This window comes from Microcoleus sp. B4-C1, assembly GCF_036705285.1.
Taxonomy (GTDB): Bacteria; Cyanobacteriota; Cyanobacteriia; order Cyanobacteriales; family Microcoleaceae; genus Microcoleus.
Window position 1 is genome coordinate 22,210 of record NZ_JAUBUC010000033.1, and the last position, 23,901, is coordinate 46,110.

At 45.7% G+C, this 23,901-nt stretch carries 27 protein-coding genes; 9 read left to right on the forward strand and 18 right to left on the reverse strand.

Going from position 1 to position 23,901, the window contains the following annotated elements:
- Positions 1-251 precede the first annotated feature (251 nt).
- The 3 genes from tig to clpX all read left to right on the forward strand — a co-directional run bounded on the left by tig (position 252) and on the right by clpX (position 4,216).
- Complete coding sequence (tig, locus tag QUB26_RS15070; protein ID WP_333318631.1) at positions 252-1,667, forward strand: trigger factor; 1,416 nt, start codon at positions 252-254, stop codon at positions 1,665-1,667.
- Positions 1,668-2,173: 506 nt separating this feature from the next.
- Positions 2,174-2,863 (forward strand): ATP-dependent Clp endopeptidase proteolytic subunit ClpP, encoded by a 690-nt coding sequence (clpP, locus tag QUB26_RS15075; protein WP_333045253.1) that lies wholly within the window; start codon positions 2,174-2,176, stop codon positions 2,861-2,863.
- A 9-nt stretch (positions 2,864-2,872) separates the two neighbouring features.
- Complete coding sequence (gene clpX / locus QUB26_RS15080; RefSeq protein WP_333103398.1) at positions 2,873-4,216, forward strand: ATP-dependent protease ATP-binding subunit ClpX; 1,344 nt, start codon at positions 2,873-2,875, stop codon at positions 4,214-4,216.
- A gap of 255 nt (positions 4,217-4,471) precedes the next feature.
- Here the strand turns inward: clpX and QUB26_RS15085 are convergent, their stop codons facing one another.
- Entirely contained in the window at positions 4,472-6,553 is a 2,082-nt protein-coding gene (locus QUB26_RS15085) for a DNA polymerase III subunit gamma/tau (protein ID WP_333318633.1), read from the reverse strand.
- On the opposite strand from QUB26_RS15085, the gene QUB26_RS15090 reads away from it, so the two are divergent.
- A complete protein-coding gene (locus QUB26_RS15090) occupies positions 6,530-6,766 on the forward strand; it encodes a hypothetical protein (protein WP_333208245.1) in 237 nt (78 codons plus the stop codon). The genes QUB26_RS15085 and QUB26_RS15090 overlap by 24 nt on opposite strands.
- Before the next feature lie 325 nt (positions 6,767-7,091).
- Positions 7,092-8,003 carry a hypothetical protein gene (locus tag QUB26_RS15095; protein ID WP_333054755.1) on the forward strand — a complete coding sequence of 304 codons (912 nt, stop codon included), beginning with the start codon at positions 7,092-7,094 and terminating at the stop codon, positions 8,001-8,003.
- A gap of 17 nt (positions 8,004-8,020) precedes the next feature.
- Here QUB26_RS15095 and QUB26_RS15100 read toward each other — a convergent pair whose 3' ends face one another.
- The 4 genes from QUB26_RS15100 to QUB26_RS15115 form a co-directional block, all read right to left on the reverse strand.
- Positions 8,021-8,743 (reverse strand): DevA family ABC transporter ATP-binding protein, encoded by a 723-nt coding sequence (locus tag QUB26_RS15100; RefSeq protein ID WP_333054754.1) that lies wholly within the window; start codon positions 8,741-8,743, stop codon positions 8,021-8,023.
- A gap of 125 nt (positions 8,744-8,868) precedes the next feature.
- Entirely contained in the window at positions 8,869-10,029 is a 1,161-nt protein-coding gene (gene devC, locus QUB26_RS15105; protein WP_333237989.1) for an ABC transporter permease DevC, read from the reverse strand.
- 196 nt (positions 10,030-10,225) lie between these two features.
- On the reverse strand, positions 10,226-11,869 hold the full coding sequence (locus QUB26_RS15110; protein ID WP_333318635.1) for an HlyD family efflux transporter periplasmic adaptor subunit: 1,644 nt from the start codon (positions 11,867-11,869) through the stop codon (positions 10,226-10,228).
- A 71-nt stretch (positions 11,870-11,940) separates the two neighbouring features.
- Positions 11,941-12,678 (reverse strand): phycocyanobilin:ferredoxin oxidoreductase, encoded by a 738-nt coding sequence (locus QUB26_RS15115; RefSeq protein WP_333318637.1) that lies wholly within the window; start codon positions 12,676-12,678, stop codon positions 11,941-11,943.
- A 139-nt stretch (positions 12,679-12,817) separates the two neighbouring features.
- On the opposite strand from QUB26_RS15115, the gene QUB26_RS15120 reads away from it, so the two are divergent.
- Positions 12,818-13,015 carry a TatA/E family twin arginine-targeting protein translocase gene (locus tag QUB26_RS15120; RefSeq protein ID WP_333138464.1) on the forward strand — a complete coding sequence of 66 codons (198 nt, stop codon included), beginning with the start codon at positions 12,818-12,820 and terminating at the stop codon, positions 13,013-13,015.
- Between the two features lie 78 nt (positions 13,016-13,093).
- Here the strand turns inward: QUB26_RS15120 and QUB26_RS15125 are convergent, their stop codons facing one another.
- From QUB26_RS15125 to QUB26_RS15180, 12 genes are all read right to left on the reverse strand, one after another.
- The gene (locus QUB26_RS15125; RefSeq protein WP_333246247.1) at positions 13,094-13,399 is read right to left on the reverse strand and encodes a type II toxin-antitoxin system RelE/ParE family toxin; all 306 of its coding nucleotides are present in this window, start codon (positions 13,397-13,399) and stop codon (positions 13,094-13,096) included.
- Entirely contained in the window at positions 13,392-13,661 is a 270-nt protein-coding gene (locus QUB26_RS15130) for a type II toxin-antitoxin system ParD family antitoxin (protein WP_333203029.1), read from the reverse strand. The genes QUB26_RS15125 and QUB26_RS15130 overlap by 8 nt, the downstream gene beginning before the upstream one ends.
- Before the next feature lie 179 nt (positions 13,662-13,840).
- On the reverse strand, positions 13,841-14,620 hold the full coding sequence (gene panB, locus QUB26_RS15135; RefSeq protein WP_333318639.1) for a 3-methyl-2-oxobutanoate hydroxymethyltransferase: 780 nt from the start codon (positions 14,618-14,620) through the stop codon (positions 13,841-13,843).
- 20 nt (positions 14,621-14,640) lie between these two features.
- Positions 14,641-14,940 carry a type II toxin-antitoxin system RelE/ParE family toxin gene (locus QUB26_RS15140; protein WP_333318641.1) on the reverse strand — a complete coding sequence of 100 codons (300 nt, stop codon included), beginning with the start codon at positions 14,938-14,940 and terminating at the stop codon, positions 14,641-14,643.
- A complete protein-coding gene (locus QUB26_RS15145) occupies positions 14,937-15,203 on the reverse strand; it encodes a type II toxin-antitoxin system ParD family antitoxin (protein WP_333054747.1) in 267 nt (88 codons plus the stop codon). Before QUB26_RS15145 ends, QUB26_RS15140 begins: the two co-directional genes overlap by 4 nt.
- Before the next feature lie 148 nt (positions 15,204-15,351).
- On the reverse strand, positions 15,352-15,768 hold the full coding sequence (locus QUB26_RS15150; RefSeq protein WP_333246241.1) for an aspartyl protease family protein: 417 nt from the start codon (positions 15,766-15,768) through the stop codon (positions 15,352-15,354).
- Between the two features lie 151 nt (positions 15,769-15,919).
- Entirely contained in the window at positions 15,920-16,189 is a 270-nt protein-coding gene (locus tag QUB26_RS15155) for a hypothetical protein (protein WP_333318643.1), read from the reverse strand.
- 249 nt (positions 16,190-16,438) lie between these two features.
- Positions 16,439-17,239, reverse strand: coding sequence for a hypothetical protein (locus tag QUB26_RS15160; RefSeq protein ID WP_333237977.1), 801 nt, complete (start codon positions 17,237-17,239; stop codon positions 16,439-16,441).
- A 64-nt stretch (positions 17,240-17,303) separates the two neighbouring features.
- Positions 17,304-17,783: a hypothetical protein gene (locus QUB26_RS15165; protein WP_333237975.1), complete on the reverse strand. Its 480-nt coding sequence runs from the start codon at positions 17,781-17,783 to the stop codon at positions 17,304-17,306.
- Positions 17,784-17,873: 90 nt separating this feature from the next.
- Positions 17,874-18,257 (reverse strand): toxin-antitoxin system TumE family protein, encoded by a 384-nt coding sequence (locus QUB26_RS15170; protein WP_333054741.1) that lies wholly within the window; start codon positions 18,255-18,257, stop codon positions 17,874-17,876.
- A gap of 1 nt (position 18,258) precedes the next feature.
- A complete protein-coding gene (locus QUB26_RS15175) occupies positions 18,259-18,636 on the reverse strand; it encodes a hypothetical protein (protein ID WP_333054740.1) in 378 nt (125 codons plus the stop codon).
- An 83-nt stretch (positions 18,637-18,719) separates the two neighbouring features.
- Positions 18,720-20,477 (reverse strand): serine/threonine-protein kinase, encoded by a 1,758-nt coding sequence (locus QUB26_RS15180; RefSeq protein WP_333318645.1) that lies wholly within the window; start codon positions 20,475-20,477, stop codon positions 18,720-18,722.
- Positions 20,478-21,096: 619 nt separating this feature from the next.
- Here QUB26_RS15180 and QUB26_RS15185 point away from each other — a divergent pair.
- The 3 genes from QUB26_RS15185 to QUB26_RS15195 all read left to right on the forward strand — a co-directional run bounded on the left by QUB26_RS15185 (position 21,097) and on the right by QUB26_RS15195 (position 23,456).
- On the forward strand, positions 21,097-22,527 hold the full coding sequence (locus QUB26_RS15185; RefSeq protein WP_333045238.1) for a form I ribulose bisphosphate carboxylase large subunit: 1,431 nt from the start codon (positions 21,097-21,099) through the stop codon (positions 22,525-22,527).
- A gap of 137 nt (positions 22,528-22,664) precedes the next feature.
- Positions 22,665-23,075, forward strand: a complete 411-nt coding sequence (gene rcbX, locus QUB26_RS15190) for a RuBisCO chaperone RbcX (protein ID WP_333237970.1) — start codon at positions 22,665-22,667, stop codon at positions 23,073-23,075.
- A gap of 45 nt (positions 23,076-23,120) precedes the next feature.
- Positions 23,121-23,456, forward strand: a complete 336-nt coding sequence (locus tag QUB26_RS15195; RefSeq protein WP_190745620.1) for a ribulose bisphosphate carboxylase small subunit — start codon at positions 23,121-23,123, stop codon at positions 23,454-23,456.
- A gap of 210 nt (positions 23,457-23,666) precedes the next feature.
- Here the strand turns inward: QUB26_RS15195 and QUB26_RS32005 are convergent, their stop codons facing one another.
- Positions 23,667-23,897, reverse strand: a complete 231-nt coding sequence (locus tag QUB26_RS32005; RefSeq protein WP_445299609.1) for a hypothetical protein — start codon at positions 23,895-23,897, stop codon at positions 23,667-23,669.
- Positions 23,898-23,901 lie beyond the last annotated feature (4 nt).

The window sequence follows — 23,901 nt, forward strand, 5'->3', positions numbered from 1 at the left end:
ACAAACTATTTAGTCTTGTTAAGTAGGGTAGGGCATACCCGAACTCTAGGTAAATATCCTAGTACGCTTTTGGAGATAGACCAAGAGGGATGACTGCGAATCAGGCTCGTTAATTGGTAGGATTTCTACGGTTAAAAAGTTTGAGGATTGCCGAAAGGACGCAACATTTTAAGGTCAGTCGCTGAATTAAGAATCCCTGACCTAAAGGACAGGGAGTGTCAATACACTATTGTTAAATATCAAAAAAGCCGATGAAAGTAACCCAGGAAAAACTTCCAGCTAGCCAAATTGGTCTGGAAATCGAAGTACCGTCAGAAAAGTCAAAACAAGCTTACGAGCAAGTAATTAAACAATTTGCTCGCGAGGTTAGTATTCCTGGGTTCCGCAAAGGCAAAGTTCCCCGTCAAGTTTTGCTACAGCGCCTAGGCCAGAGTCGTTTGAAGGCGACGGCTTTGGAAAATTTGATTAATGATTCCCTGCAAAAAGCCCTCGAACAAGAAAAAATTGCGGCAATTGGCAGTTTTGAACTTCGCACCGAGTTTGAAGAATTACTAGAGAAGTTCGATCCAGAACAGCCTCTGATTTTTTCGGCGAAGGTTGATGTACAACCCGAAGTGAAAATGGGTCAGTACACAGGTTTGCAGCTTCAAGCAGAAGAAGCTAAGTATGATGAGGGTCAGGTAGATGAGGTATTGGCAAAATATCGATCGGACAAAGCTACTTTAATCCCCGTAGAAGGCCGGCCGGCTCAGTTGGGAGACACGGCTTTGGTTGATTTCGCCGGCAGATTTGCGGAAGCACCCGAAGGCGAAACTCCCGCAGAAATTCCCGGTGGCGAAGCAGAAGACTTCCAAGTAGAATTGTCGGAAAATCAGTTTGTACCGGGCTTTATCCAAGGCATGATCGGGATGAATCCAGGAGAAACGAGAGAAGTTTCTGTACAGTTCCCCGAAGAGTATAGCAGTGAAGAATTAGCCGGAAAACCAGCAGTCTTTACGATTACCCTCAAAGAACTTAAGGAAAAAGAATTGCCGGAGTTGGACGACGACTTCGCCCAAGAAGTCAGCGAGTTTGAAACCTTAGCAGAACTGCGCGAATCGCTCGAAACTCGGTTTAAAGCAGACCAAGAAAACAAGACATCAGCTAATAAGGAAAAAGCTATATCAGCAGCCCTTGTGCAGCTAATAGAAGTGGAAATTCCCGAAACAATGCTCGATCGCGAAATCGATTATTTGTTGAATCAACAAGCCCTCCAATTGAAAAATTACGGCATAGATATCAACCAACTGTTTACCGAAGAAAATATGGGGCCGATGCGGGAACGCTCGCGCCCGGAAGCAATCGAGCGCCTCAAGCAGAATTTAGCTCTGGCAGAAGTAGCCAAGCTGGAATCCTTATCTGTTGAACCAGCAGAAGTAAAAGCAGAAGTAGCAAAAATCAGAAAGCAGTTTCCCAAAGGAGATTTTGACCCCCAAAGGTTGCAGGAATTTGTAGCAGAAGACTTGCTCAAACAAAAAACCCTGAAATGGTTGGAAGAAAAAGGAACAATCGAACTCGTACCTGAAGGCTCACTGACTCCTGCAGCAGCAGAATCAGAAGAATCGGACGCTGAAGATTCAGCAGAAGCAGCCACGAGCGTTGAAGTGGAAGTCGTAGGCGAAGAATAGGGCGCAGAATCAAAGTAGTAGGGACAGCGCACGCCAGCCCTTCTTCGTGTAAACAAACACGTTAAACCCTCAGTCCGGCAGGGGTTTAAACCCCTGCCTCAAAGCGAAAGTCCTCGCTATGAGGACTGAATAATTCATTAGTCCTCATAGCGAGGACTTTAGCTATAAGCCCCGTGGAATTGATTCCCTGGCGGACTAGCGGGTCCACTGGTGGACTTGGCGGGCTGAAAGCTTAAGTGGACACTAATTGGCTCTTGGAGTGTCCCTAGGGCGGGGATCGGGGGTATCTGAAGTGCGATCGAATTTTACGTTCACTGTCGAACTACTGTTGAATTTGAGTTAAATAGTCACAAGATTTTTGCTCGACTATGCCCTGTTTGGCCAATGCCCAATTCCCCATTCCCCCCATATCTGTTCAGAAGAGGCATAATAGTTAAAAGCTGGCGGCTTAATTTAAAGCTTTCATCAGCAGCAGCAAATTGTCTAGAATCCTTGACTGGTGTCTTATGGTTGTATCTCAATCTTCCAATTACCTAATTACAAGCTATAACGATTTTGATGTCAGTTCCAGCCCCAGCAATGTAGTGCCGATGGTACTAGAACAGTCGGGGATGGGCGAGCGGGCCTTTGACATTTACTCGCGCTTGCTGCGGGAGCGAATTGTGTTTTTAGGAACTCCCGTAACCGACGAAGTTGCTGACTCGATAGTGGCTCAGCTATTGTATCTAGATGCCGAAGACCCAGAAAAAGATGTCCAAATGTACATTAATTCCCCCGGCGGCTCGGTGACTGCCGGCATGGCAATTTATGACACAATGCAGCAAATCCGCCCGGATGTGGTGACGATTTGTTACGGTTTGGCAGCGAGTATGGGCGCATTTCTGCTGACAGCAGGAGCTCACGGTAAGCGGATGTCTCTTCCGAGTTCCCGGATTATGATTCACCAGCCGCTTGGAGGCGCTCAAGGTCAAGCAGTTGATATTGAGATTCAAGCCAAAGAAATCCTTTATCATAAGCGTAAGCTGAATCAACTGCTAGCGCACCACACAGGTCAACCGATCGACAAATTAGAGGCGGATACAGAGCGCGACTTTTTTATGTCAGCCGAGGAAGCCAAAAATTACGGTTTGGTCGATCGAGTTATCGAAAAGGAAAACCTTCCGACGGCGGGAGAGAATGTCACTGCACTGAATTAAGAGGCTGTTATGTCTAAGTACGACTCCCATCTAAAATGTTCGTTTTGTGGCAAGTCTCAAGAGCAAGTACGCAAGTTGATCGCAGGGCCCGGGGTGTATATCTGCGACGAATGCGTTGACTTGTGCAATGAAATTTTAGATGAGGAGTTGTTTGATTCGAGTGCAGTACCCGCAGCGGCGGTGGCTCCGAAGCAGGAAACGACGCAAAAGCGCCGCGCTACATCGGGCAAAAGTATGTCGCTGAGCCAAATTCCGAAGCCGAGGGAAATTAAAAATTATCTCGACGAAAATGCGATCGGGCAAGATGAGGCGAAAAAGGTGCTCTCGGTGGCAGTTTACAACCACTACAAGCGCCTCAGCTTTATCCATGCCAAAAATAGCGGCAAGCACCCGCCGGAAGAAGTAGAACTGCAAAAATCGAATATTTTGTTAATCGGGCCGACGGGCTGCGGAAAAACTCTGCTGGCTCAGACGTTGGCAGATATGCTGGACGTGCCGTTTGCGGTGGCTGACGCGACGACGCTGACGGAAGCAGGCTATGTCGGGGAAGATGTGGAAAATATTTTGCTGCGGCTGCTGCAAGTGGCAGATATGGACGTGGAAGAGGCGCAGCGCGGAATTATTTATATTGATGAAATTGACAAAATAGCCCGCAAGAGCGAAAATCCTTCGATTACGCGGGATGTTTCTGGGGAAGGCGTGCAGCAGGCGCTGCTGAAAATGCTGGAGGGGACGATCGCCAATGTACCTCCCCAAGGTGGCCGCAAGCATCCCTATCAAGACTGCATCCAAATTGACACTAGCAATATCATGTTTATCTGCGGCGGTGCTTTTGTCGGTCTAGAGAAAGTGATAGAGCAGAGAACGGGCAAAAAGTCAATGGGCTTTATTCAGCCCGGAGAAGCTCAGCCGAAGGAAAAGCGGGCTGCTGATGTACTCAAGCAACTGGAACCAGATGATTTGGTGAAGTTTGGGATGATTCCTGAGTTTATCGGGCGGGTGCCGGTGGCGGCGGTGTTAGAACCGCTGGATGAGGAAACGTTGATGGCGATTTTGACGGAACCGCGCAATGCTTTGGTTAAGCAGTATCAAAAGCTGCTGAAGATGGATAATGTGCAGTTGGACTTTAAGCCGGAGGCGATTCGGGCGATCGCCCAGGAAGCATACCGTCGCAAAACTGGAGCACGGGCGCTGCGGGGAATTGTCGAAGAATTGATGTTGGATGTGATGTACGAGTTGCCGTCGCGCAAGGATGTTGCCCGGTGTACGATTACTAAGGAAATGGTCGAGAAGCGATCGACGGCTGAGTTGTTGGTACTTCCCTCTTCCCTACCCAAGCCAGAGTCAGCTTAAAAGTAGATATTCACAATCACTAGGTGACTATAATTCAACCTAAAACTTTTAGGGTATTAAGAAACCTGGAAGGGCGGCCACTCTTAGCAGCGCCCCTACTAAAAAAACCGGGTTTCTCGGTTTTTTTTAGTGATCTTTTTTTTAGTGATCTATAGCAATCATCGCATCATTTGTGAATTTCTTACTCCCTCCCCTTGGTAAGGGGAGGGTTGGGGTGGGGTAAAAAATTTACGACTCCTGCAAGGATTGCTATAATTACCAATCTATAAAATCATCCTCACCTAACTCAGAAGATAACTCGGAAAAATCAGGTTCAGATTCCAATCTAAAAGTGTCCGACTCCCAAATCTCCAAGTCATCCGACAAATCGACTACTTGCCCGTCAAACATATCAGCCCATTGCCTAGCCCTATTCGCGACATCTCGCGCGTCATCACGCACCGCTATAGCCTGAGCGTTAAAGTCAGTTTGAGAGTCTGTAGAACCGTTTGTGGGCGATCGCGATTCGGAAATTGCCGGCACATTAACAGCGGTATTTTCAGTCGCAGGCGGGTGTTTTTGTTCTTCTCTACCCTTCCCCAAAAAATCATCTGTAATCTCAGAAGCCGCCGACTTCTGCACCTGTTGGCCCGCATCATCCGCAGGATGAGAATTGCTGGCATTTTCGCCACCACGTCCGTTAGAAGTTGGCAAATTCTTGGTGCGGGAACTATTAGTTTCAGCGGGATTTGTCAAGCCCACCTTTACTGTTACTCGACGGTTAAAAATTTGCAAAAAAGCTTCTGCAATATTAGCTACTTTGTCTTTAACCATATTGAGCAACGGCTGCGAACTAATCTTGACATAAGCAGTATCATTGCTAAAAATTACTAGCTGTCCATGTTGACGAAGCAGCGATTGAGTTCCATGGGGCCGCACGCGGTCAAGTACCTGTTCCCACACTCGATTTAAATCGATTTCATCGCCTGAATTAGCCGGGGAATAATTTGTTTGATTCGTTTCAGCAGTTGGTGCAGGTGCGGGAATTGCAGCAGGAGGTGTGCTTTCTATTCGATTAGCCACAGGCGGCGAAGTCGGCGGAGGATTTTGCGAATTGGGAACAGAAGATTGTTCAATATTAGATGTTTGACTTCCTCCCGATTGTAGGGGCGGTGCCCCCGTGCCCGCCCTTGGTTGGGGGGGGTAATTTTGTGGTGGTTGAGCAACATTTTTCGCTGGTTCGGCTGTTGGTTGCTGCTGAGTTCTAATTGCTGATGGCAATAATCCCAACAGCGTTACTTCCAGCCACAAACGCGGCTGAGTGGTGTTTTTAATTTGCACTTCGTGGGTTTGCAAATGTTTCTGACCGGCCAAAATCAACTCGGCATCCCAATTGCGGGCAAAATCCGCCAATTTTTCCCAAGTTGCCGATGTTAAAGCTACTAAATCTGACCGTTTCGGTGCAGATTTGGCTATTAGCAAATCTCGGTAAAAGCTCGCGAGACTTTGCAGCACGATTAGCGGTTCCCGACCGCGATCCATTAGGTGACGAGTCATGTCTATTAATGCTGTAGCGTTATCTGTATCAATAGCTTGCAGCAAATCCATTAAATCATTTTCGGGAACCGCACCGACTAAATCCCAAACTTTTTCGACTGTTACTTGACCGGGAAATAAGCTCAGTTGGTCGAGCAAACTTTCGGCATCTCGCAGACCTCCTTGGGCGATTTGAGCAACCATTTGTACTGCATCACTGGCAATATTGATGTTTTCTAATTGGGCAATTTTGTGCAAGTGAGCAATCATTGCTTCGAGGGGTATGCGGCGAAAATCAAATTTTTGACAGCGAGAAATAATGGTTGGTAATACTCTTTGTGGGTCGGTTGTGGCGAGGACGAATACAACGCGATCGGGCGGTTCTTCTAATGTTTTCAATAAGGCATTAAATGCCTGGGTACTGAGCATATGAACTTCGTCTATTACATATACTTTATAGCGGCACTGTACGGGGGAAAATTGAGCTCGTTCGATCAAATCCCGAATGTTATCTACTCCGGTGTTGCTGGCGGCGTCAATTTCGATGACATCTAGTGTGGAACCTCGGGCAATTTCTTGGCAAACGTTGCATTTGCCACAGGGTGTGGGGGTGGGGGCAACCGTAGAAATACAGTTGAGGGATTTGGCGAAAATTCTGGCACTGGAGGTTTTACCGGTGCCTCTGGGGCCGGTGAATAGATATGCTGGTGCTATGCGCTCTTGTAGGATGGCGCTGGTGAGGGTTTGGGCGATCGCCTCTTGACCGACTAATTCGGCAAATGTCTGAGGGCGATATTTGTGGTGCAGGGGTTCGTAGGTCACGATCGAATATTGGTGGTATTAGCTGTAATCTTAGCTAAGGAGACGTTGTTCGATCGCAAAGAGAGCTCGACTCTCACAGCAAGCCGCCCGGTGGGCTTGCACGGGGGGAGTGAGCCAACAGTAGGAATTAGCACTCTTCAATGTCCGCCCCTCGATCGTCCGGGCGATCGACTGTTCTGCTTGATGTTTTCCGCAGCTCGCTTCCAGAGTTAGTATTAATTTATGTGTATTTCTTTTTATTTTTCTAGAAAAGGAGACCCCCGAACCAACATTTTTTTTAGCTGTATTGGTATAATATCTTACAGACAATTCACCATTTCTATTGGCCAGTACCAGCGCACGATTTTCCGATATTTCGGAAACCTGCTTGCAGTTAAAGATAAAGTATTAATTAGAGGGTGCGTGCTCCAGTTGCAGAAATCCAGTTGTACCAAGATGATGGTGGAATGATGTCAATGTTGGTTGATCCAGTTGCACTACCAGCTCTACTCTGGAGTCCTGTATAAATATAGCGTCAAATTTTACCCTTTAAAAGCCCATGTCAACCCAAATAATCCTTGTAGAACCAAGGTTGGCAGTAGCCTCTCCCAAACCTAAACAGGCTAAACCCGGAGATCCGTCCTCAGACCAACTCTTCATGGGAGCGTCGGGATTACTGTTGTTATTGCTTATCGGTTTAGCTGTGTTTACCAAGCTAAAACTCGACGATTTGAGCAAAAAGCTCAAGTTTGAGGAGTTTAGAAATCGAGAACTCCAGAAAAAATACAAAATGGCTCTGGAAACCATGTCAAAGATGGAAAAGAATCCCGACCTTATCCACTCGCGAGACTTTAATTTAGACTACCTGAGAATGCGAATGGCGGAAGAAGTCTTTCACTTTGCCATTGTGAATCAGATTAAGGTAAAAGTCAAAGAGAAAATTAGTATTGCCCTGCGTCCGACTCAGGCTGCAGTGGGAGATAAAAACGGGAATGCCGGCAGTGGCAGGCAAGTGGATTCGATGTTTGATATCGAATACGAAACTGGCGATCCGGCGGTAAAAATAGAAAAACGAGTGCTGTTTCGGATTCAAATTAAGCTGATGAAACTGCCGACTCAGGCTACATCAGCGACAATTAATCAAATTATTGACTGTTTGGAAACTTATCTGAGTCCTTCAGACGACCACGACAGTTGGCAGCCGACAATTCAAGGTCGCATCGTTCATATTGAGTGGGATCAAAAAGCCAAGCCGACGCCGATGTTGGTGCTGGAACAGTCGAATGAAGGGGTGAATGTTACCTTTAGGACTACGAGAACGCCTGCGGGCCGACCTGCAAATGACCTTGAGAGCCAGTTGACAGGAGCGAAAGGCCAAAAAAACGGCAAAAGTAGTTCTAAAACTCCAGCCAAAGGTGCAACAAAAAGTCCTGCCAAGGTAGGAGGAAAGCGTCCCGGTTCTCGGAAATAAGTTGAGGCGGATTAATATTATTTTCCCGAAAGAACGCCTGTGGCAGCCGCTGTTGATGTATCTTGTGCGAGGTAGCCGTCTTCCATGTGAATAATGCGATCGGCTATGTCTAAAATGCGGTTGTCATGGGTGACAAGCAAAATAGTGCTGTGCTGTTCTTTGGCTAAACCTCGCATGATTTCTACCACATCTCGACCTGATTTACTGTCTAGTGCTGCTGTGGGTTCGTCTGCTAATACTAATTTCGGCTGGCTGACTAATGCGCGGGCGATCGCAACTCTTTGTTTTTGGCCGCCCGAAAGACTGCTTGGGTAATAATCTATTCTGTCTCCCAACCCCACAGCTTCCAGAATCCCTTCTATTTTATCATTAGTTTCTTTGTTAGAAAGATGGTTGTGTAGGTCGAGGGACATTTGCACATTTTGCCTAGCACTCAAGCATTTCAGCAAATTATGAGCTTGGAAAATATAACCGATGTCGCGACGGACTTGTACTAATTTATTTTTCGGCGTTCCCCGCAATTCTTGGTCGAGAATTTTCAGACTACCTTCTTGGATAGATCGCAAAGCTCCAATCAAGGTTAACAATGTTGTTTTACCAGACCCAGAAGGCCCCGTCATCAGAACGATTTCGCCCGGATAAATTTCGAGGTTGATGTCAAATAATGTCTGTTTGCGAAGTTGTCCTTCGCCGAAGGAATGATTGAGATTTTTAATCGAGACAACTGGTAGAGTGTTCATGGTTATTAGTTATTAGTTATTAGTTATTAGTTATTAGTTATTAGTTATGAGTGTTTTTTTATTTCATAATTCCTCATTCTTTAATCCGTGTATCCGTGTCAGAATCCGTGTCGTGCCTTCCTTCCTTAAAAAATATCCGCCGGATCTGCCGCCTGCAACTTCCTAACCGCGATCGCCCCTGATACAGTACACATAATAACTGTCATTGTAAACACAGTTACAACTTTTCCAAAAGTCATGTACATCGGCAAACTCGTAGCAGTTCTCGCTAAATTGTACAGCACCATAGAAATCCCAAGCCCTGGCAAATAACCAAGGATTGCCAAAATTAAAGCCTCTTGAAAAACCACACTCAAAAAGTAACTGTCTTTATATCCCATCGCCTTTAACGTAGCGTATTCTGGCAAATGGTCATTAACATCAGTATAGAGAATTTGATAGACAATCACGATTCCAACGATAAACCCCATTGACGCGCCGAGAGTAAAAATAAATCCGATCGCCGTGCTTTCCTCCCAATATTTTTTCTCAAAAGCTACAAACTCTTCTTTAGAAGCAATTGTCACGTCTTGCGGTAAACTTGCCCTCATTTTTGCAATCACTGCCTTGACATCAGTTCCCGGCTGCAAGTGAACAATTCCGACATCAATTAAGCCTCTAGTTCTTCTACTGTGAAAAATCCGCAGAAAGTTCAAATCGCTGGTAATAATATTGCCATCTGCACCGAAAGATGCTCCTAAAGTAAATAACCCCTCTACAGTAACGCGACGGTTATCTATTTCAGTTTCCACAGGCTTTCCCTGGTTGAAATAGTCTGCTACTGGCCCAAACTCCGGGCGGGAAGCTCGATCGAATAAAACGACATCTGAAATTTTGATTTTGTCCAAATTATCCTTAACTTCCGGCAGCTCAAAGATGGGACGAGCGGGGTCAAAACCGATTACCATCAGTTGGCGGGTATTGTTTTTGTCTGGTTCGGGATTTTTCCACAACCCAAAGCCTAGATATACCGGGCTGATTCCGGTAACGCCATTAAAACTCAAAGCTTGATACAAACGCCGTTGGGGGAAACTTTTCATGGCTATTAAAGCCGTTGACTGGGTGCTGGTGATAAAAATATCCCCTTTTAATTGCGAGTGAAAGCTGATGGAACTTTCAAACAGCGCATCTCTAAATCCAAACTGGATAAACATCAGCAAGTCGGCAAATCCAATGCCGGCTAGCGCGATTACTAAGCGCATTTTTTCGCGAGTTAACTGTGCCCAAGCTAGCGGTATTTTTGCCATAAGAGTCAATCAATTTTAGATTTTAGATTTTAGATTTTAGATTTTAGATTGGGGATTTTGGATTGAATAATTTTAGGATTTAAGCACGGGTGTTGAGAAACCGGGTTTTTTACCCTTATATTTGATTCACACCCTTAATCTCGGTAAAAAACCCGGTTTCTTGAGTCCCCATGCGTCAGTTTTGTCAACGTAAAATTTAGATATCTATTTTAACTTCAACCTGCAAGTTTGTTAGGGTTGCAACTTTCTTGCTCGATGCCGGATCGAGGCGAATTCTTACTTCGATAACTCTCGCGTCGGTGTCGGCTGCGGGGTCCGTATTGAGGACATCTTTTTTGCCGATTTGTTTGCCGATGCGAGCGACTGTCCCTTCCAAAGTGCCTGCAAAAACCGGGCTGGTGACTGCTGCGCGCTGGCCGTTTCGCACTTTGGCGATGTCGGTTTCATAAACTTCTGCTACGGCGTACATTTGGTCGGTGCGGCCGATTTCTACGATGCCGTCTTGAGTGTTGACACGTTCTCCTTGTCGGCTGTGAACTTTGAGAATGTAGCCGGATACGGGTGCTTTGACGTAGCTTAAGTTTAAGTCTACTTGAGCTTTTTGTCTGGTGGCGATCGCACTTTCGACGGCGGCTTGGGCGGCTTGCACGTCTTCGGGACGTACTTCGGCAATTTGGTCTAGATTTGCTTTGGCTTGATTGATTTCTTCTTGGCCAGTTTCTGCTTTTTGTTTGAGTATTGCTTCGGCTTGATTAATTTGTTCTCTACCTGTTTCTATCTTTTGATTTAAGGTTGCTCTAGCTTGGTTAATTTCCTGCCTACCTGTTTCTAATTTGCGTTTGAGATTGGCTCGCGATTGATTGATTTCCTGCTGGCCTGTTTCTAATTTTTGTTTGATTGTTGCTTTAGTTTCGACTATTTCCTCACGCAAAGTTTGCACGGTTTTTTCTAATATAGCTTGCGCTTCTTTGACTCTCTGGCGAGCCGTCTCTGCTGCTAAGCGTTTGGTGTCGTAGGCGGAAGCAGAAATCGCGCCTGTTTCGGAAAGTTCTTTATTGCGTTGTTCCTCGGCTTCAGCGTTGGTTAATTCGGCTTTTAGCCGATCGACTGTAGCATTTTGAGAGGCAATTTCGCCGCGCAATTGAGCTTCTAACCTAGCCAATTTGGATTGCTGCACCTCTGTTTCTCTGTCTAGTTGTGCCTCAAATTTAGCAAGATTAGCTTGTTCGGCTTCGGTTTCTCTTTGCAGTTGTGCCTCGAATTTGGCGACGTTAGCTTGTTCGGCTTCGGTTTCTCTTCGCAGTTGAGCTTCTAAGCGGGCGACATTGGCTGCTTCGCCTTCGGTTTCTCTTTGACGTTGAACTTGAAACTTGGCAACTTCTGCTTTCCCGGCGCCGACAACGCCTGTTTTTGCGCCTGCTTGAATTTTCGCTAATTCTGCTTGTTTGACTTTGACTTCTTTGTCGGCTTGTTGGAGGATTGCTTGGAGCCGATCGCGCGTATCGAGAACTGCTATGATTTGTCCTTGACTGACTCGATCGCCCTCTTCCACCTGCAACTGTTCAATTCTTGCTCCCTCCGACGCCGAAGGGGCCGACAATTTGATAACTTCCCCCTGGGGAGTCAACCTACCCAAAGCGGTAACGCTGTTGCGGGTGGCGACGGAAGTTGCAACCGCCGTTGCAGCCGCCGCCTTTAACTCTTCGGCTTTTTTAAGTTGAGATACTTGCCAAAAACCGACTCCTGTGGTAATGAGAGTGGCGGCGATCGCTAAACCGATGATTCCTCGCCCTGGGGGTTTTAAAAATGATTTATCCTTGAGCCGTGATTCCTTTACCATTACTTATAAAGTAGGTGATTTCCTGATTAAGTTTTTTCCCCCTACTGTAAAGTATTGTAAACAATTTTCAGCTATTTAGGGATATCAAAAAGCACCTCGGTCATGTAATGTTCTGCCCAATCTTGACCGAAAGCTTTTTCGAGTACGCGGCGGGTTTTGTCGTTTTGCTGCTGCTGGGTGCAGTAGTAAATTTGAGCGTCTAGAATTTCCGATGCTTCGGCGGCAGAGACTGGTTCGGAAGCGACTGCGTGTTTGCAGTGAATTTCAACGTAGGATTCAACAATATCCAAAAACCGATTGTTTTCTTCGATCGACTCTGGCCGCACAAACAGACAAAATTCTGAGAAAATATCCCCCCATTCGGGAATTGGGCGGGGACAAGAAAATTGCTGAATCGGCAAAATTTCCAGTTGGGTTCGGTAGGTTTCCGACAAAGTTCGATCTCGATTGAGGGGAGAAAGGTCTGCGATCGCGGCGCTAACTTGGCCTTTGCCTGCTACGATATCCGTACCGAACATCGGCAAAGCATAATTCGGTCTGGGAAACATCACGCAGTGCAGAATGTCAAGTACCGGCCCGACTTTAGCGAGTTCAAGGTGGATTTTGCGGAACTGGGGCGTTTGATAGCAGCGGTTTTCAATGATCAGTTTTTCTCCTTCCAAGCGGCCTTCTACGTATCCCAACTCAGCGGGCAGGTGGTAGGGTTCGAGGTCGAGATAGCGGTGCCATACTGCTTCCATCCGGTCTGCTAAATCGCGGATGAGATGGTGCTGTTGCTCGCGCAGAGAAGGCTGGGATGTTTCTAACATTCTTATTTATCGTGCGATAGCTTAATTAAACTTGATTCTACTGTTGCAAGATGCAGGAAAAAAGGTAGATACTTTAACAATATCAGTAGATTGACTTAAGATTGACTTACGATCGAGCAAGTTTTAGAGGAGATTTTGTATGTTTGGTCTGGGATTGCCCGAAATGGGCATTATTGCGGTGGTGGCCATACTAATTTTCGGCCCCAAGAAGATTCCTGAGTTGGGAAATGCTTTGGGGAAAACGCTGCGGAGTTTTAAGGAAGGGGTTGGTCAATCTGAGGATGAAGCTGTTGAGAAGGAGAAGGAAAAGGAGGAAAAGAGCCAGTCTGGGGATTAGATAAATTAGGGATCGTTCGATTTTAAAAATGCGATAGATTCTGGGGAGAGAAGGCGATCCACTAATTTTAAATGTCAATTAGTTGTCGCCATTCTCACATAATAGAGCTTCTAGATCGCGGTAGCCACTCAGCAGGCGTTCAACTGCAATCCCATTTTCAAGGGGAGGGTAGAAGATGATATAGTTTCCAATAGCAAAACCGCGCAATCCCGGTGCTAGTTCTTCATAACTCCGTCCCATTCTAGGAGATTTTGCAATTAAATTGCATTGGTTTCTAAAGGTTTCAACAAAACGCCTCGCTGCTGCAATATTATCGCGAGCAATATAATTTTTAATCTCCCTCAAATCATACTTAGCTTGAGTGCTAAGAAAATACCTACTCATTGATTTCCCGCTCTTCTAATTCTATTTCTTCCAGAAGTTCTGCAACTACTTCTTCGCCATCAAAAGTTTCTCCTCTATTCGATTGCTCAATACCAACAGCCACTTCTCGGCGAAGTTTTTCGATCCGCATTTGACGCTGCATATCTCGCTCTTCAAGCAGTCGCAATGCTTCCCGAATTACTTCACTAGCCGATAAATACCTGCCAGTGTTGACCTTTTGCCGAACAAATTTTTCTAATTCAGGTGTCAGCGATACATTCATAGCTGAGTTGAGGTTGTGATGTATTTAAGCAGATTTTAGCAGGAATGTCAAAGTTTATCAAACTTTGTTATGGCTGAGATATAGCAGGCTTTCCAAAAAGTTGCAGGGCGGGTTTCACCGACAATAATTGGGGAAAACCCGCAATCTCCTAAACCCGAAAGATCCCAACTATAAAATCTTTACGAATTAGGAAATTTTCGTTCTCTCACTTCAAGGGAATAATCTTTCACAGCTTGAGTAATTGTTTCTCGCAAATTGGCGTAAGCTTTCGCAAAAGGCGGCTGTTTTTCGGAAAGTCCCAACAAATCGGAAGTAACTAAAACTTGACCGTCGCAGTGCGGCCCGGCCCCGATACCAATGGTGGGAATAGTTAGTTTTTGGGTAATTTGAGCGGCTAAGTCTGCGGGAATGTGTTCTAGCACGATCGCAAAGGCACCTGCTTCTTGAAGCGCGATCGACTCTGCTATGATGCGATCGGCTGCTTCGGCCGTTTTTCCTTGTTTTTTATAGCCGAGTTGGTGTACAGACTGCGGAGTTAAACCGACGTGTCCCATCACCGGAATTCCGGCGGATGTTAGCTGCGAAACTGTGGTGGCCATTGCTGGATATCCACCTTCCAATTTTACAGCTTGAGCGCCAGTTTCTTTCAAAGCTCTCCCGGCCGAGTGCATGGCTTGCTGGGGACTTTCTTGGTAAGTCAAAAACGGCAAATCGACCACAATTAATGCTTGTTTAACTCCACGGCGCACTGCTTTAGCGTGGTGCAGCATTTCATCGAGGGTTATGGGTAGGGTTGTGTCGTAGCCTAAGACTGTCATGGCGAGGGAATCGCCGACTAGGATGATATCTACGCCTGCTCGATCGATGAGTTGGGCGATCGCATAATCATAAGCTGTCAGGGCAACAATTGACCGCCCTTGTTGTTTCCACTGAATTAATTGATGAGTAGTGACTGACATTTTAGTGCAAAAATATAATATTATCTGTCTTCTACAAAAACATCCTCAAAGTCTCTATAACCACTCAACACCCTTTCAATTTGGATACCATTTTTAATAATGCGGTAAAAAATTACATATTTATCTACAGGGAAACTGCGTAGAGACGGTGCTAATTCCTCACGACTGCGCCCCATTTCTGGAAAATCTGCTAATAAACGAAATTTTTCCTGAAAAACATTAAGAAAATGGTTGGCTGCATTGGCGCTAAACTGCAACAGATAGTTCGTGAGTTCCCTTAAATCTTGCTTGGCGGGGGCACTCAAAGTGTATCGACTCATTTTTCACCCTCATCGGCTTGCTGAATCTCCTCACGCAGTTCTCTTAACACTTCTTCACCATCAAAAACCTCTCCGCGATCGGAAGCTTCAATTCCAATCATTATTTCCTTGCGGAGTTCCTCTAAACGCACCAAGCGTTCCATTTCTCGTTGTTCTAGCAATCGTAACGCAGCCCATACCACTTCAGAAGCTGATGAGTATCTACCGTTGTTGACTGTTGACTGAACAAACTGCTCTAGTTCGGGAGTTAAGGATATGTTCATTACGTTGAGTCACCTATTTGAGTCAACTACTATTTCCCATAATAACAAAAAACTATCAAATTTTGCGATCGGGATTTTAAACAATGAATCAGAGACAAGTAAGCTCTAATGTAGGTATAGCCAGAATTTAACGTTAATAATTTAGATTTTACACGCGAATATAGCTTTGCATTCCCTCCGCCGGCAAAACAATCAACCGCTGATTTTTCAAGTCCGGTTCTAAACCCAAATCTTCGAGGGGAATTAAGCCCAGTAAAGGTTCTTCTCCTGCGGGAATTTCTACACAATCATACCTGCCTTCTCGTCCAGCTACAGCAAGACTAACATTTTTGAACAGACGAAATTGTCTAGATCCTATTGCAGTATTTCCTTGGATTTCACCAACTAAAGTTAAACCTAACTGAGCGATAATATCTGCTGGTAAGCAGAGTCGAGTTGCGCCTGTATCGACTAAGACGTTATCGATGGTGATACAGCGTATTTGCTCTGCGGGGATGAACCCTCTTTCTGCTAGCATCTTGTCTACTTCGTTGGTGACGGTTATTGTTGCGGTGACTCGGCCCATTTTTTTATCCTTTTGTTTTGCTAGAATGTTTCCGTTGCTTTTTGACTAAATCATATACGATTCAGGGTGCATTTTCTATATTTTAACAATATTTGTAACTGATAGCGCTGTTGTTCTTTATTCTTTAAATTGGATTGAAAAATATGGCCAATTAATAGCAAAAATGCTCTCTAATTATTGAATTACGAAGCTTCTGCCATTCTTGTTTAGAAACATCTGCACGAGTTTTGTCACCCGATGGATCGCGGATATCCCAAATTGTATCTGCAATCCGATCTAGCGATCGCCCATGATAACGATAATTGAAGTCCCAGAAAGCATCACCGACGCAATCTCCTTGTGTAGTAATCATTTCTCGATCGACTGTATTACGAATAGCATTCCATTCGCGGATGTAGGCAGAAGAATCGTCAGATCGCAATTTTCGACCTCCCAATTGAGGATTCACTCTATAAAAAAACCAATCCGTCAGCCTATCCACAGCTTGAGTTCGTGATTCATAATCGCGCGCTGTAGCACAGTCTAGATTGGAACCACCGAGTACAAGGGATATAGCTAACGCACACACCCCTAAAAACTTCGATTTTGACTTAAGTGAAAGTGATTTAGTTAGCACGATTAAACCCAATAAAAATTATCAATATCCCAGATATAGCTGGTAATAAATCTTTTATTTCCATCCATCTTTAGAACAAGAAATTCCTCCTGTTTTAGGTGCGAGAGTAGATAAACACCAATAACTTTTTCCATCAAACACAACGCCTTTTGTGATATATTGTAACTCAGATAGAGGTTGCCACGGTCGGTCGATATTAGACTCATCATAATATCGATATTGTTTTCCCTTGACCTCTAAACCCTGAGCCGAACCTCCCAACCAATAACGACCTTCTTGAATTATGTTTGATGACGATTTTTGTTGAGGGCTATCTGTCTTTTTCTCAATCCACCAATTCCTCACAAAACGTTTTGTATTTTCAGAACCTCTTGTTGTAGCGACTACAACTAGCAGTTCTCCTTGTTGATTGATAAACTCAAAACGACAAGGCCCCTCTCCTGTACCCGAACAATCCTTAATCTCTTTATATCCTAAATCAAATAGCTCTTTAACCGAACGATCTCTGAGGTTAGGTTGACCTTGTAAGCTGGGCTGCCACCCTTGTTGAATCAGGATTTGGCGCGCCTCTTTGTATGGCATACCTTGTTGAAGAGGTATTTTTCTTGGGGCATTTACAGAATTTTCAAGGCTGACTTGAACTTTTTTATTTAAAGCCTCGATAGTTGAATTTTCGGGTGGATTATTCAGGTAATTTTTTTTAGTTGTGGTATCGATGTTTGCACTATTTATGCTGGGAAGTTGTTGCTGTGTGGCAGCATCCGCCAAACTTGTATATCCAATGGCGATTAGTCCCATCAATGGTGCAATAATTCTGGTTGTAATAAGAGTGCGATCGCATATCCAACTTTTCATACTCATCGGTTTAAAATCTTTCGTTTTACAATCAATGCTGCGTGCGGCGTAAGGCGATCGAGTATCACAGTCCACAATTGGAAATATACATTTCGCGTCGAATTGCTGACCATTCACTAATGCCGATCCGATCGCTTTTGGGAATGGGCTGTCCGGTTCGTTGAGGATGGCGGCTGTAAAAAATTGTATCTGCAAGTAAATCGTAGGTTTGTTCGTAGGTTTCGCCGTTAATTGTGGTGAATTCCCATCCTATCTCTCCTGGGGCTGGCCTAAAGCAGACTTCTTGTACCGACTTGACTCGCGGATCGATCGCCTCGCGCAATCTCCGCCATTGATTGCTATATTCGCGATCGCCCGCTTGCAGTTTGCGATGGTTTAACTGAGGATTAACCCTGTAGAATAAGAAATCGGTCAATCGATCGACGGCTTGTTCTCGCGATTCGGCTTTGGCTAGATTGGGGCTGCTGAGGACAAGGGCGATCGCGATCGCACAAATTATTGATAATCTGGAGACGGGTTTAATTGACAGCGACTTGATTAGCATAAGAGTCTATAAACCGGGTTTTCATGAAAATACTTGGTTACCGTCCGTAGACTCCGCAAAAACCCGGTTTCTTTGGTATTTATGAACATATTACAACAATAACCTGTTGATTTCATGTAACACTTCAGCTAACGTGGGTGCGGAAGAGGCCACAATATTTTCTTCACTCTCTTCATGCTTATGGTGAGGTAAATTAGGTAAATTCAACTTAGGTTTATGGTCAGCATTATCATAACGAAAAATTAGATTTTCCGACGAATTAACATAGTGATATGAATACATATCCCGCTCAACTTCTGTAATTACATAGACAAACTCGCGCAGATGAAGTAATGAGCCATCTGGAAAGTAAACCCTCCCCCGCAAAAACCCGGTATAACTATCACGTTTGGCTTCTGTCAGTTGAAAAGACTCAACTGCTGTACAAGCAGCAATAGCCTCCCGAATTTGCTCAAAATACTCCTCAATGAACAAACTATGCCTCCCTCATTTCACTCACTAATTGAGCTGTGGCTAAATCGGCGGTGATTGTGGCTATAGTGCCATACCGCCGGGACTGCGGCGTTACAAAAAATTCAATACTGTTTAATTCCTTAGCATTATCTTGCAATCTCTTCAGCATCCTAGATTCACCAATCCACTCATCAAAGTCGGGACTATGATGTAATTCATCATTGCTAAACTTGCTTAAAAACTCTTGAGTGGAAAATTGATATTGAGTTTCAAACTCTCTCAATCTCTCCTCAGTGACTCTAATTCCATCGGCGAGTAATTGTAACTCTTTAGTAATCGCATCTGTGACGAAACGCAGGATTGAGTCTGGGCGTTCACAGATGATTTTGATTTCAGCCATTCTTGTGACTCCTTTTGAAGCTTAGATTATTATACCAAATCCGGTGGCATTGGAATTGATATTACGCAAAACAATCATAACCATTACTTCCATCCCAACCACCTTAACAAAGGCACAATTAAATAATGACTAACTCCCAAACAAAGCCCGATCGCACTTCCCAACAAACCAAAAAACACAATCGAGCCCCAAACTTGCAGCCAGCCGAAGGTAACGTTAGACAGTGACAAAATCCCAAAGAAACTCCCCGGAAAAATGTTCCACGCATTCAGAAACAGAAACATTCCCGTAGAGAAAACAGCCACTACCAAAGCGTGAACTAATTGATGACTCCGCAAACCCATTCCTACAGTCATAGAGGCGATCGCAAAAGCTCCCAAAATAACCCCCTGCACACCACTAGAAGCTGTTGCTTCCATCCAGCACAAACCCGCCAACAAATAACCCTGAGCTCCCATCAATCCAGACAGCCAATACTGTTTTTGCTGGCGAAAACTCCCCGCATCCGTCAAACCGATCGCAGTTCCGAACCCCGCAAATCCAAACAGCAGCACTTCCGGCCCGACAGCGAAAGTCATATTAGGAATTAATTGCTGCAAACCTTCATTCAGAAAACTGGCAATTTCCGGGCCAATAGGCGAAGCATAACCCAAAACCAAACCGCCGATCGCCCCCGCACTTCCACCAACGGCACCCAGCACCATTTCCCAGCCGGTATCCAGAGAAGCTACCACGATTTGGGCGATCGCGCCGAACACAACACCAGTCAGGCTGACAGTTTTTTGCGCCCCCGCCACCACTATTTGCCGGCAGAATTCTAAAATAGCTTGACCCATTGGGGCGATCGCGATTTTGCCGTTACTCCTAGCATAAATCTCCTGCAAACGCGATCGAACATCGCCAGCAGTAGCCGGACGCTGCTGCACGTTCGATCGCACCATATCGTCCAACAAATTCGCAAAAGGCGGACTCACAGATACAATGTGGCGCCACCGCAACTCTCCCGTCATCGGATCTTCAATTTCCGCCGGATACTTCCCCGTCAGCAAGTGAATGCAAGTCCGCCCCAACGCATAAAAATCCGTCGCCGGCACCACACCGCCTCCCACAATTTGTTCCGGCGGACTGTATCCGGGCGAAATCAACCGCGTCGAACTCGGAGAATCTTTCCCCACCGGTTCGACACCGCCCATCTGTTTAACTCCCCCAAAGTCGATCGTCACCAATTGCAGTCCGCCCAAACCCTTGCTTAGCAAAACTTGGGGCGATTCCGGGTCTCGCAGCATCAAATTTGAGGGTTTAATGTCGCGGTGAATAATCTGACTCCTGTGCAACTCCTCTAAAATTTCCACAGCTTGACTCAGCCAACTAAACACCCATTCCTGCGGACATCCTTGAGGGTGCTCGTCGAGAACTTCTTCTAAAGTTTTGCCGTGAATCTTTTCCATTACCAAACAAGGCAGCCGCTTCGCCGCCGGATTTCCCTCCCCGCCTGCAAAATTTTGTGTTTGGACGTGAAAATAACCGTCAGGATCGACTCTAGGGACGCCAGGGTGCCGCAAAAGTGCCAAAACCCAAGCTTCTTGCTCGAACAGTTTCAGGGCTTTCGGGGCCGTTTCGAGCAACACTTTCAGGACGCGCTCGGTTTCAGTTTCTGTGTCCCAGACTGTGAAAATTGCTGCAAAACCCCCGGAACCGAGGCTTTCTAGAGGCACGTAGCGATTTTTTAGCCGCAGCGGAGCTCCGCAACTATGACAAAAATTGTTGCCCCAAGTCTGAGGGTAGGGCCTTGGGCAATCTGGATTGATGCAGTGGACGGCTTTTGAAGGGGGGTGAGGCACAACCAGAGTAAAAATGGGGCTAAATATCCATAGTAGACTTACGCGCAGCTAACCCAGAAACCCGGTTTTCAGCGAGGTTAAATGGCTGTAACGACGGATTGGGTTTGAGAGCACAAGTCCTGTCCATATTATGTGCTATGCTGTCGATTTTTGACTTCGCGGTCTCCGATTCACGGGATTTTAGATTTTAGATTTTGGATTTTAGATTGCTACATACTGAATAACAGTTGAGATCGATCGGGCGATCGATCTTAACTCCCAACCATAACTTTAGGTATTTCTAACTACTTCCCCCTTGCCGATTACCCATTACAAATTCTGATTTTTAAGTATTAAATTCTTTACATAAACCGTATTGATCCGCTGTTCCGCTTGCTGCACCATATCTTTCGGTCGAGCAAAATTCCCCCCCACTCTGCGATCCCCAGCCTTTCCTCCTGCATCCTTCGCCCCTAGAATTTCATAAGATATGTTACAAATATTTGCTTAATGTAAAGCAAAATAAATAATACTTATGATGATTAAAAGAATATTAAAATTTGAGAGTGACACTTTGTTGATATATTTTTAACAGCCTGCGATCGGGCAAAAAAATTAAGCGAATACTAGGAAGCGAGATATGGCTTACGCGCAAACCCAAACTCAATCAAAGGCTGGGTATAAAGCCGGAGTTCAAGACTATAAACTAACGTATTACACGCCGGACTACACGCCGAAAGATACAGATATTTTGGCTGCCTTCCGCGTCACACCGCAGCCGGGAGTTCCCCCAGAAGAAGCTGGAGCTGCTGTGGCTGCTGAATCTTCTACAGGTACATGGACGACTGTTTGGACTGACCTCCTGACCGACCTCGACCGCTACAAAGGTCGCTGCTACGACATCGAACCAGTTCCCGGTGAAGACAACCAATACATCTGCTTCATTGCCTATCCTTTGGATTTGTTTGAAGAAGGTTCCGTCACCAACTTGCTGACCTCTTTGGTCGGTAACGTGTTCGGTTTCAAAGCTCTGCGCGCTCTGCGGTTGGAAGACTTGCGGATTCCCATCGCTTACCTGAAAACCTTCCAAGGCCCTCCTCACGGTATTACCGTTGAGCGGGACAAATTGAACAAGTACGGCCGTCCTTTGCTGGGTTGTACAATTAAGCCCAAATTGGGTCTGTCTGCTAAGAACTACGGCCGTGCCGTTTACGAAGTTCTGCGCGGCGGTTTGGACTTCACCAAAGACGACGAAAACATCAACTCGCAACCGTTCATGCGTTGGCGCGATCGTTTCTTGTTCGTTCAAGAAGCTATTGAAAAAGCCCAAGCAGAAACCGGCGAAGTCAAGGGTCACTACCTCAACGTAACTGCCCCCACCTGCGAAGAAATGATGGAGCGGGCTGAGTTCGCTAAGGAAATCAAAACCCCCATCATCATGCACGACTACCTGACCGGTGGTTTCACTGCAAACACCACCTTGGCCAAATGGTGCCGCCGCAACGGTATCTTGCTGCACATTCACCGCGCTATGCACGCCGTGATTGACCGTCAGAAAAACCACGGTATCCACTTCCGCGTGCTTGCCAAGTGCTTGCGGATGTCCGGTGGAGACCACCTGCACTCCGGTACAGTTGTGGGTAAACTCGAAGGCGAAAAAGGCATCACGATGGGCTTCGTAGACTTGATGCGCGAAGACCACATCGAAGAAGACCGCAGCCGCGGTATTTACTTCACCCAAGATTGGGCCTCCATGCCCGGTGTCATGCCGGTTGCTTCTGGTGGTATCCACATCTGGCACATGCCGGCTTTGGTGGAAATCTTCGGCGACGACTCCTGCTTGCAGTTCGGCGGCGGCACCTTGGGCCACCCTTGGGGTAACGCACCTGGTGCAACTGCTAACCGCGTTGCTTTGGAAGCTTGCGTCCAAGCTCGTAACGAAGGCCGCAACTTGATGCGCGAAGGCGGCGACGTAATTCGCGAAGCTTGCAAATGGTCTCCTGAACTGGCTGTTGCTTGCGAACTCTGGAAAGAAATCAAGTTTGAGTTCGAGGCAATGGATACCCTTTAAGGATTTTTGGTTTGAGATTTTAGGTTTTAGGTCGCAAACTTGCTGGGAAGTCTTTATCTTTGAAGAAGATTTACAAGTAAGTTTGCATCCAAAATCTAAAATCCAAAATCTAAAATTTGAGGGAGCTGGGGTCAAAAATGGATCTCAAACAAGTTGCGAAAGACACCGCTAAGGTGCTGGCAAGTTACCTAACCTATCAATCCGTGCGGATGGTGGTCGCTCAGTTGAGCGAAACCAATCCTCCTCTGGCAATCTGGTTGAATGAGTTTTCCACTAAGGGCAAAATCCAAGATGGAGAAGCTTATATTCAAGAGTTGCTTTTGGAAAATCAAGATTTAGGCTTTCGGATCATGACTGTGCGAGAGTATCTGGCTCACGATGTGACGGAATTTTTGCCAGAAATGGTTTGTACTGGCATTCAACAGGCGAATATGGAACACAGACGCCAGCATTTAGAGCGAACTACGCAACTTAATTGGTCTGTTTCTAGCAGTAATCCTGAAACATCAATAGATTCTGAACCGAATCTGGATAATTTGTCGAGTTAATCGATCGACAAGTGCGATCGAACACACACCTTAGAGATACAAAAAATGAAGACTTTACCTAAAGAGCGTCGTTACGAAACTCTGTCCTATTTGCCCCCGCTGACAGACGCGCAAATTGCCAAGCAACTCCAGTACATCCTGGATCAAGGCTACATTCCCGGCGTAGAATTCAACGAAACCTCTGCTGCTGAAATGCGCTACTGGACTTTGTGGAAGTTGCCTTTGTTTGGTGCTCGCAGCGTCCAAGAAATCATGGCTGAAGTTCAAGCTTGCCGTCAAGAAAATCCTAGCTGCTACATCCGCGTCATGGGTTTTGACAACGTGAAGCAATGCCAAGTGCTCAGCTTCATCGTCCACAAGCCTAACACCAGAGGCTACTAAAAAGTATTGGCTGGCTAATCTAACTTTTAGGTTAACAGTCATTGCAGATTGGAGGCGGAGAATTTTCTCTGCCTCTTTTTTTAGGTTCGTTCGTAGTAAGGACTTTAGTCCTTCTGCTTCTGCTTCTTCTGTAGGTTGGGTTGAAGGATGAAACCCAACATCTACCGGGCGTTGGGTTTCATCCTTCAACCCAACCTACGAAAGTCGATATTATTTAATCCTCATTGCTGATAGCTTACAAATAGCTTTTAAAACTTGCAGCAACAAAATTGAAGGTTCGGCTTCCATCAAAGTCAAAAATGGCATTAGCTGATAGGTTGGGGGATTTCCTCTGCGGATATGGACGAACTGATAAAACTCTCCTTCTGCTTCTGCTTCTTCTGTAGGTTGGGTTGAAGGATGAAACCCAACATCTACCGGGCGTTGGGTTTCATTCTTCAACCCA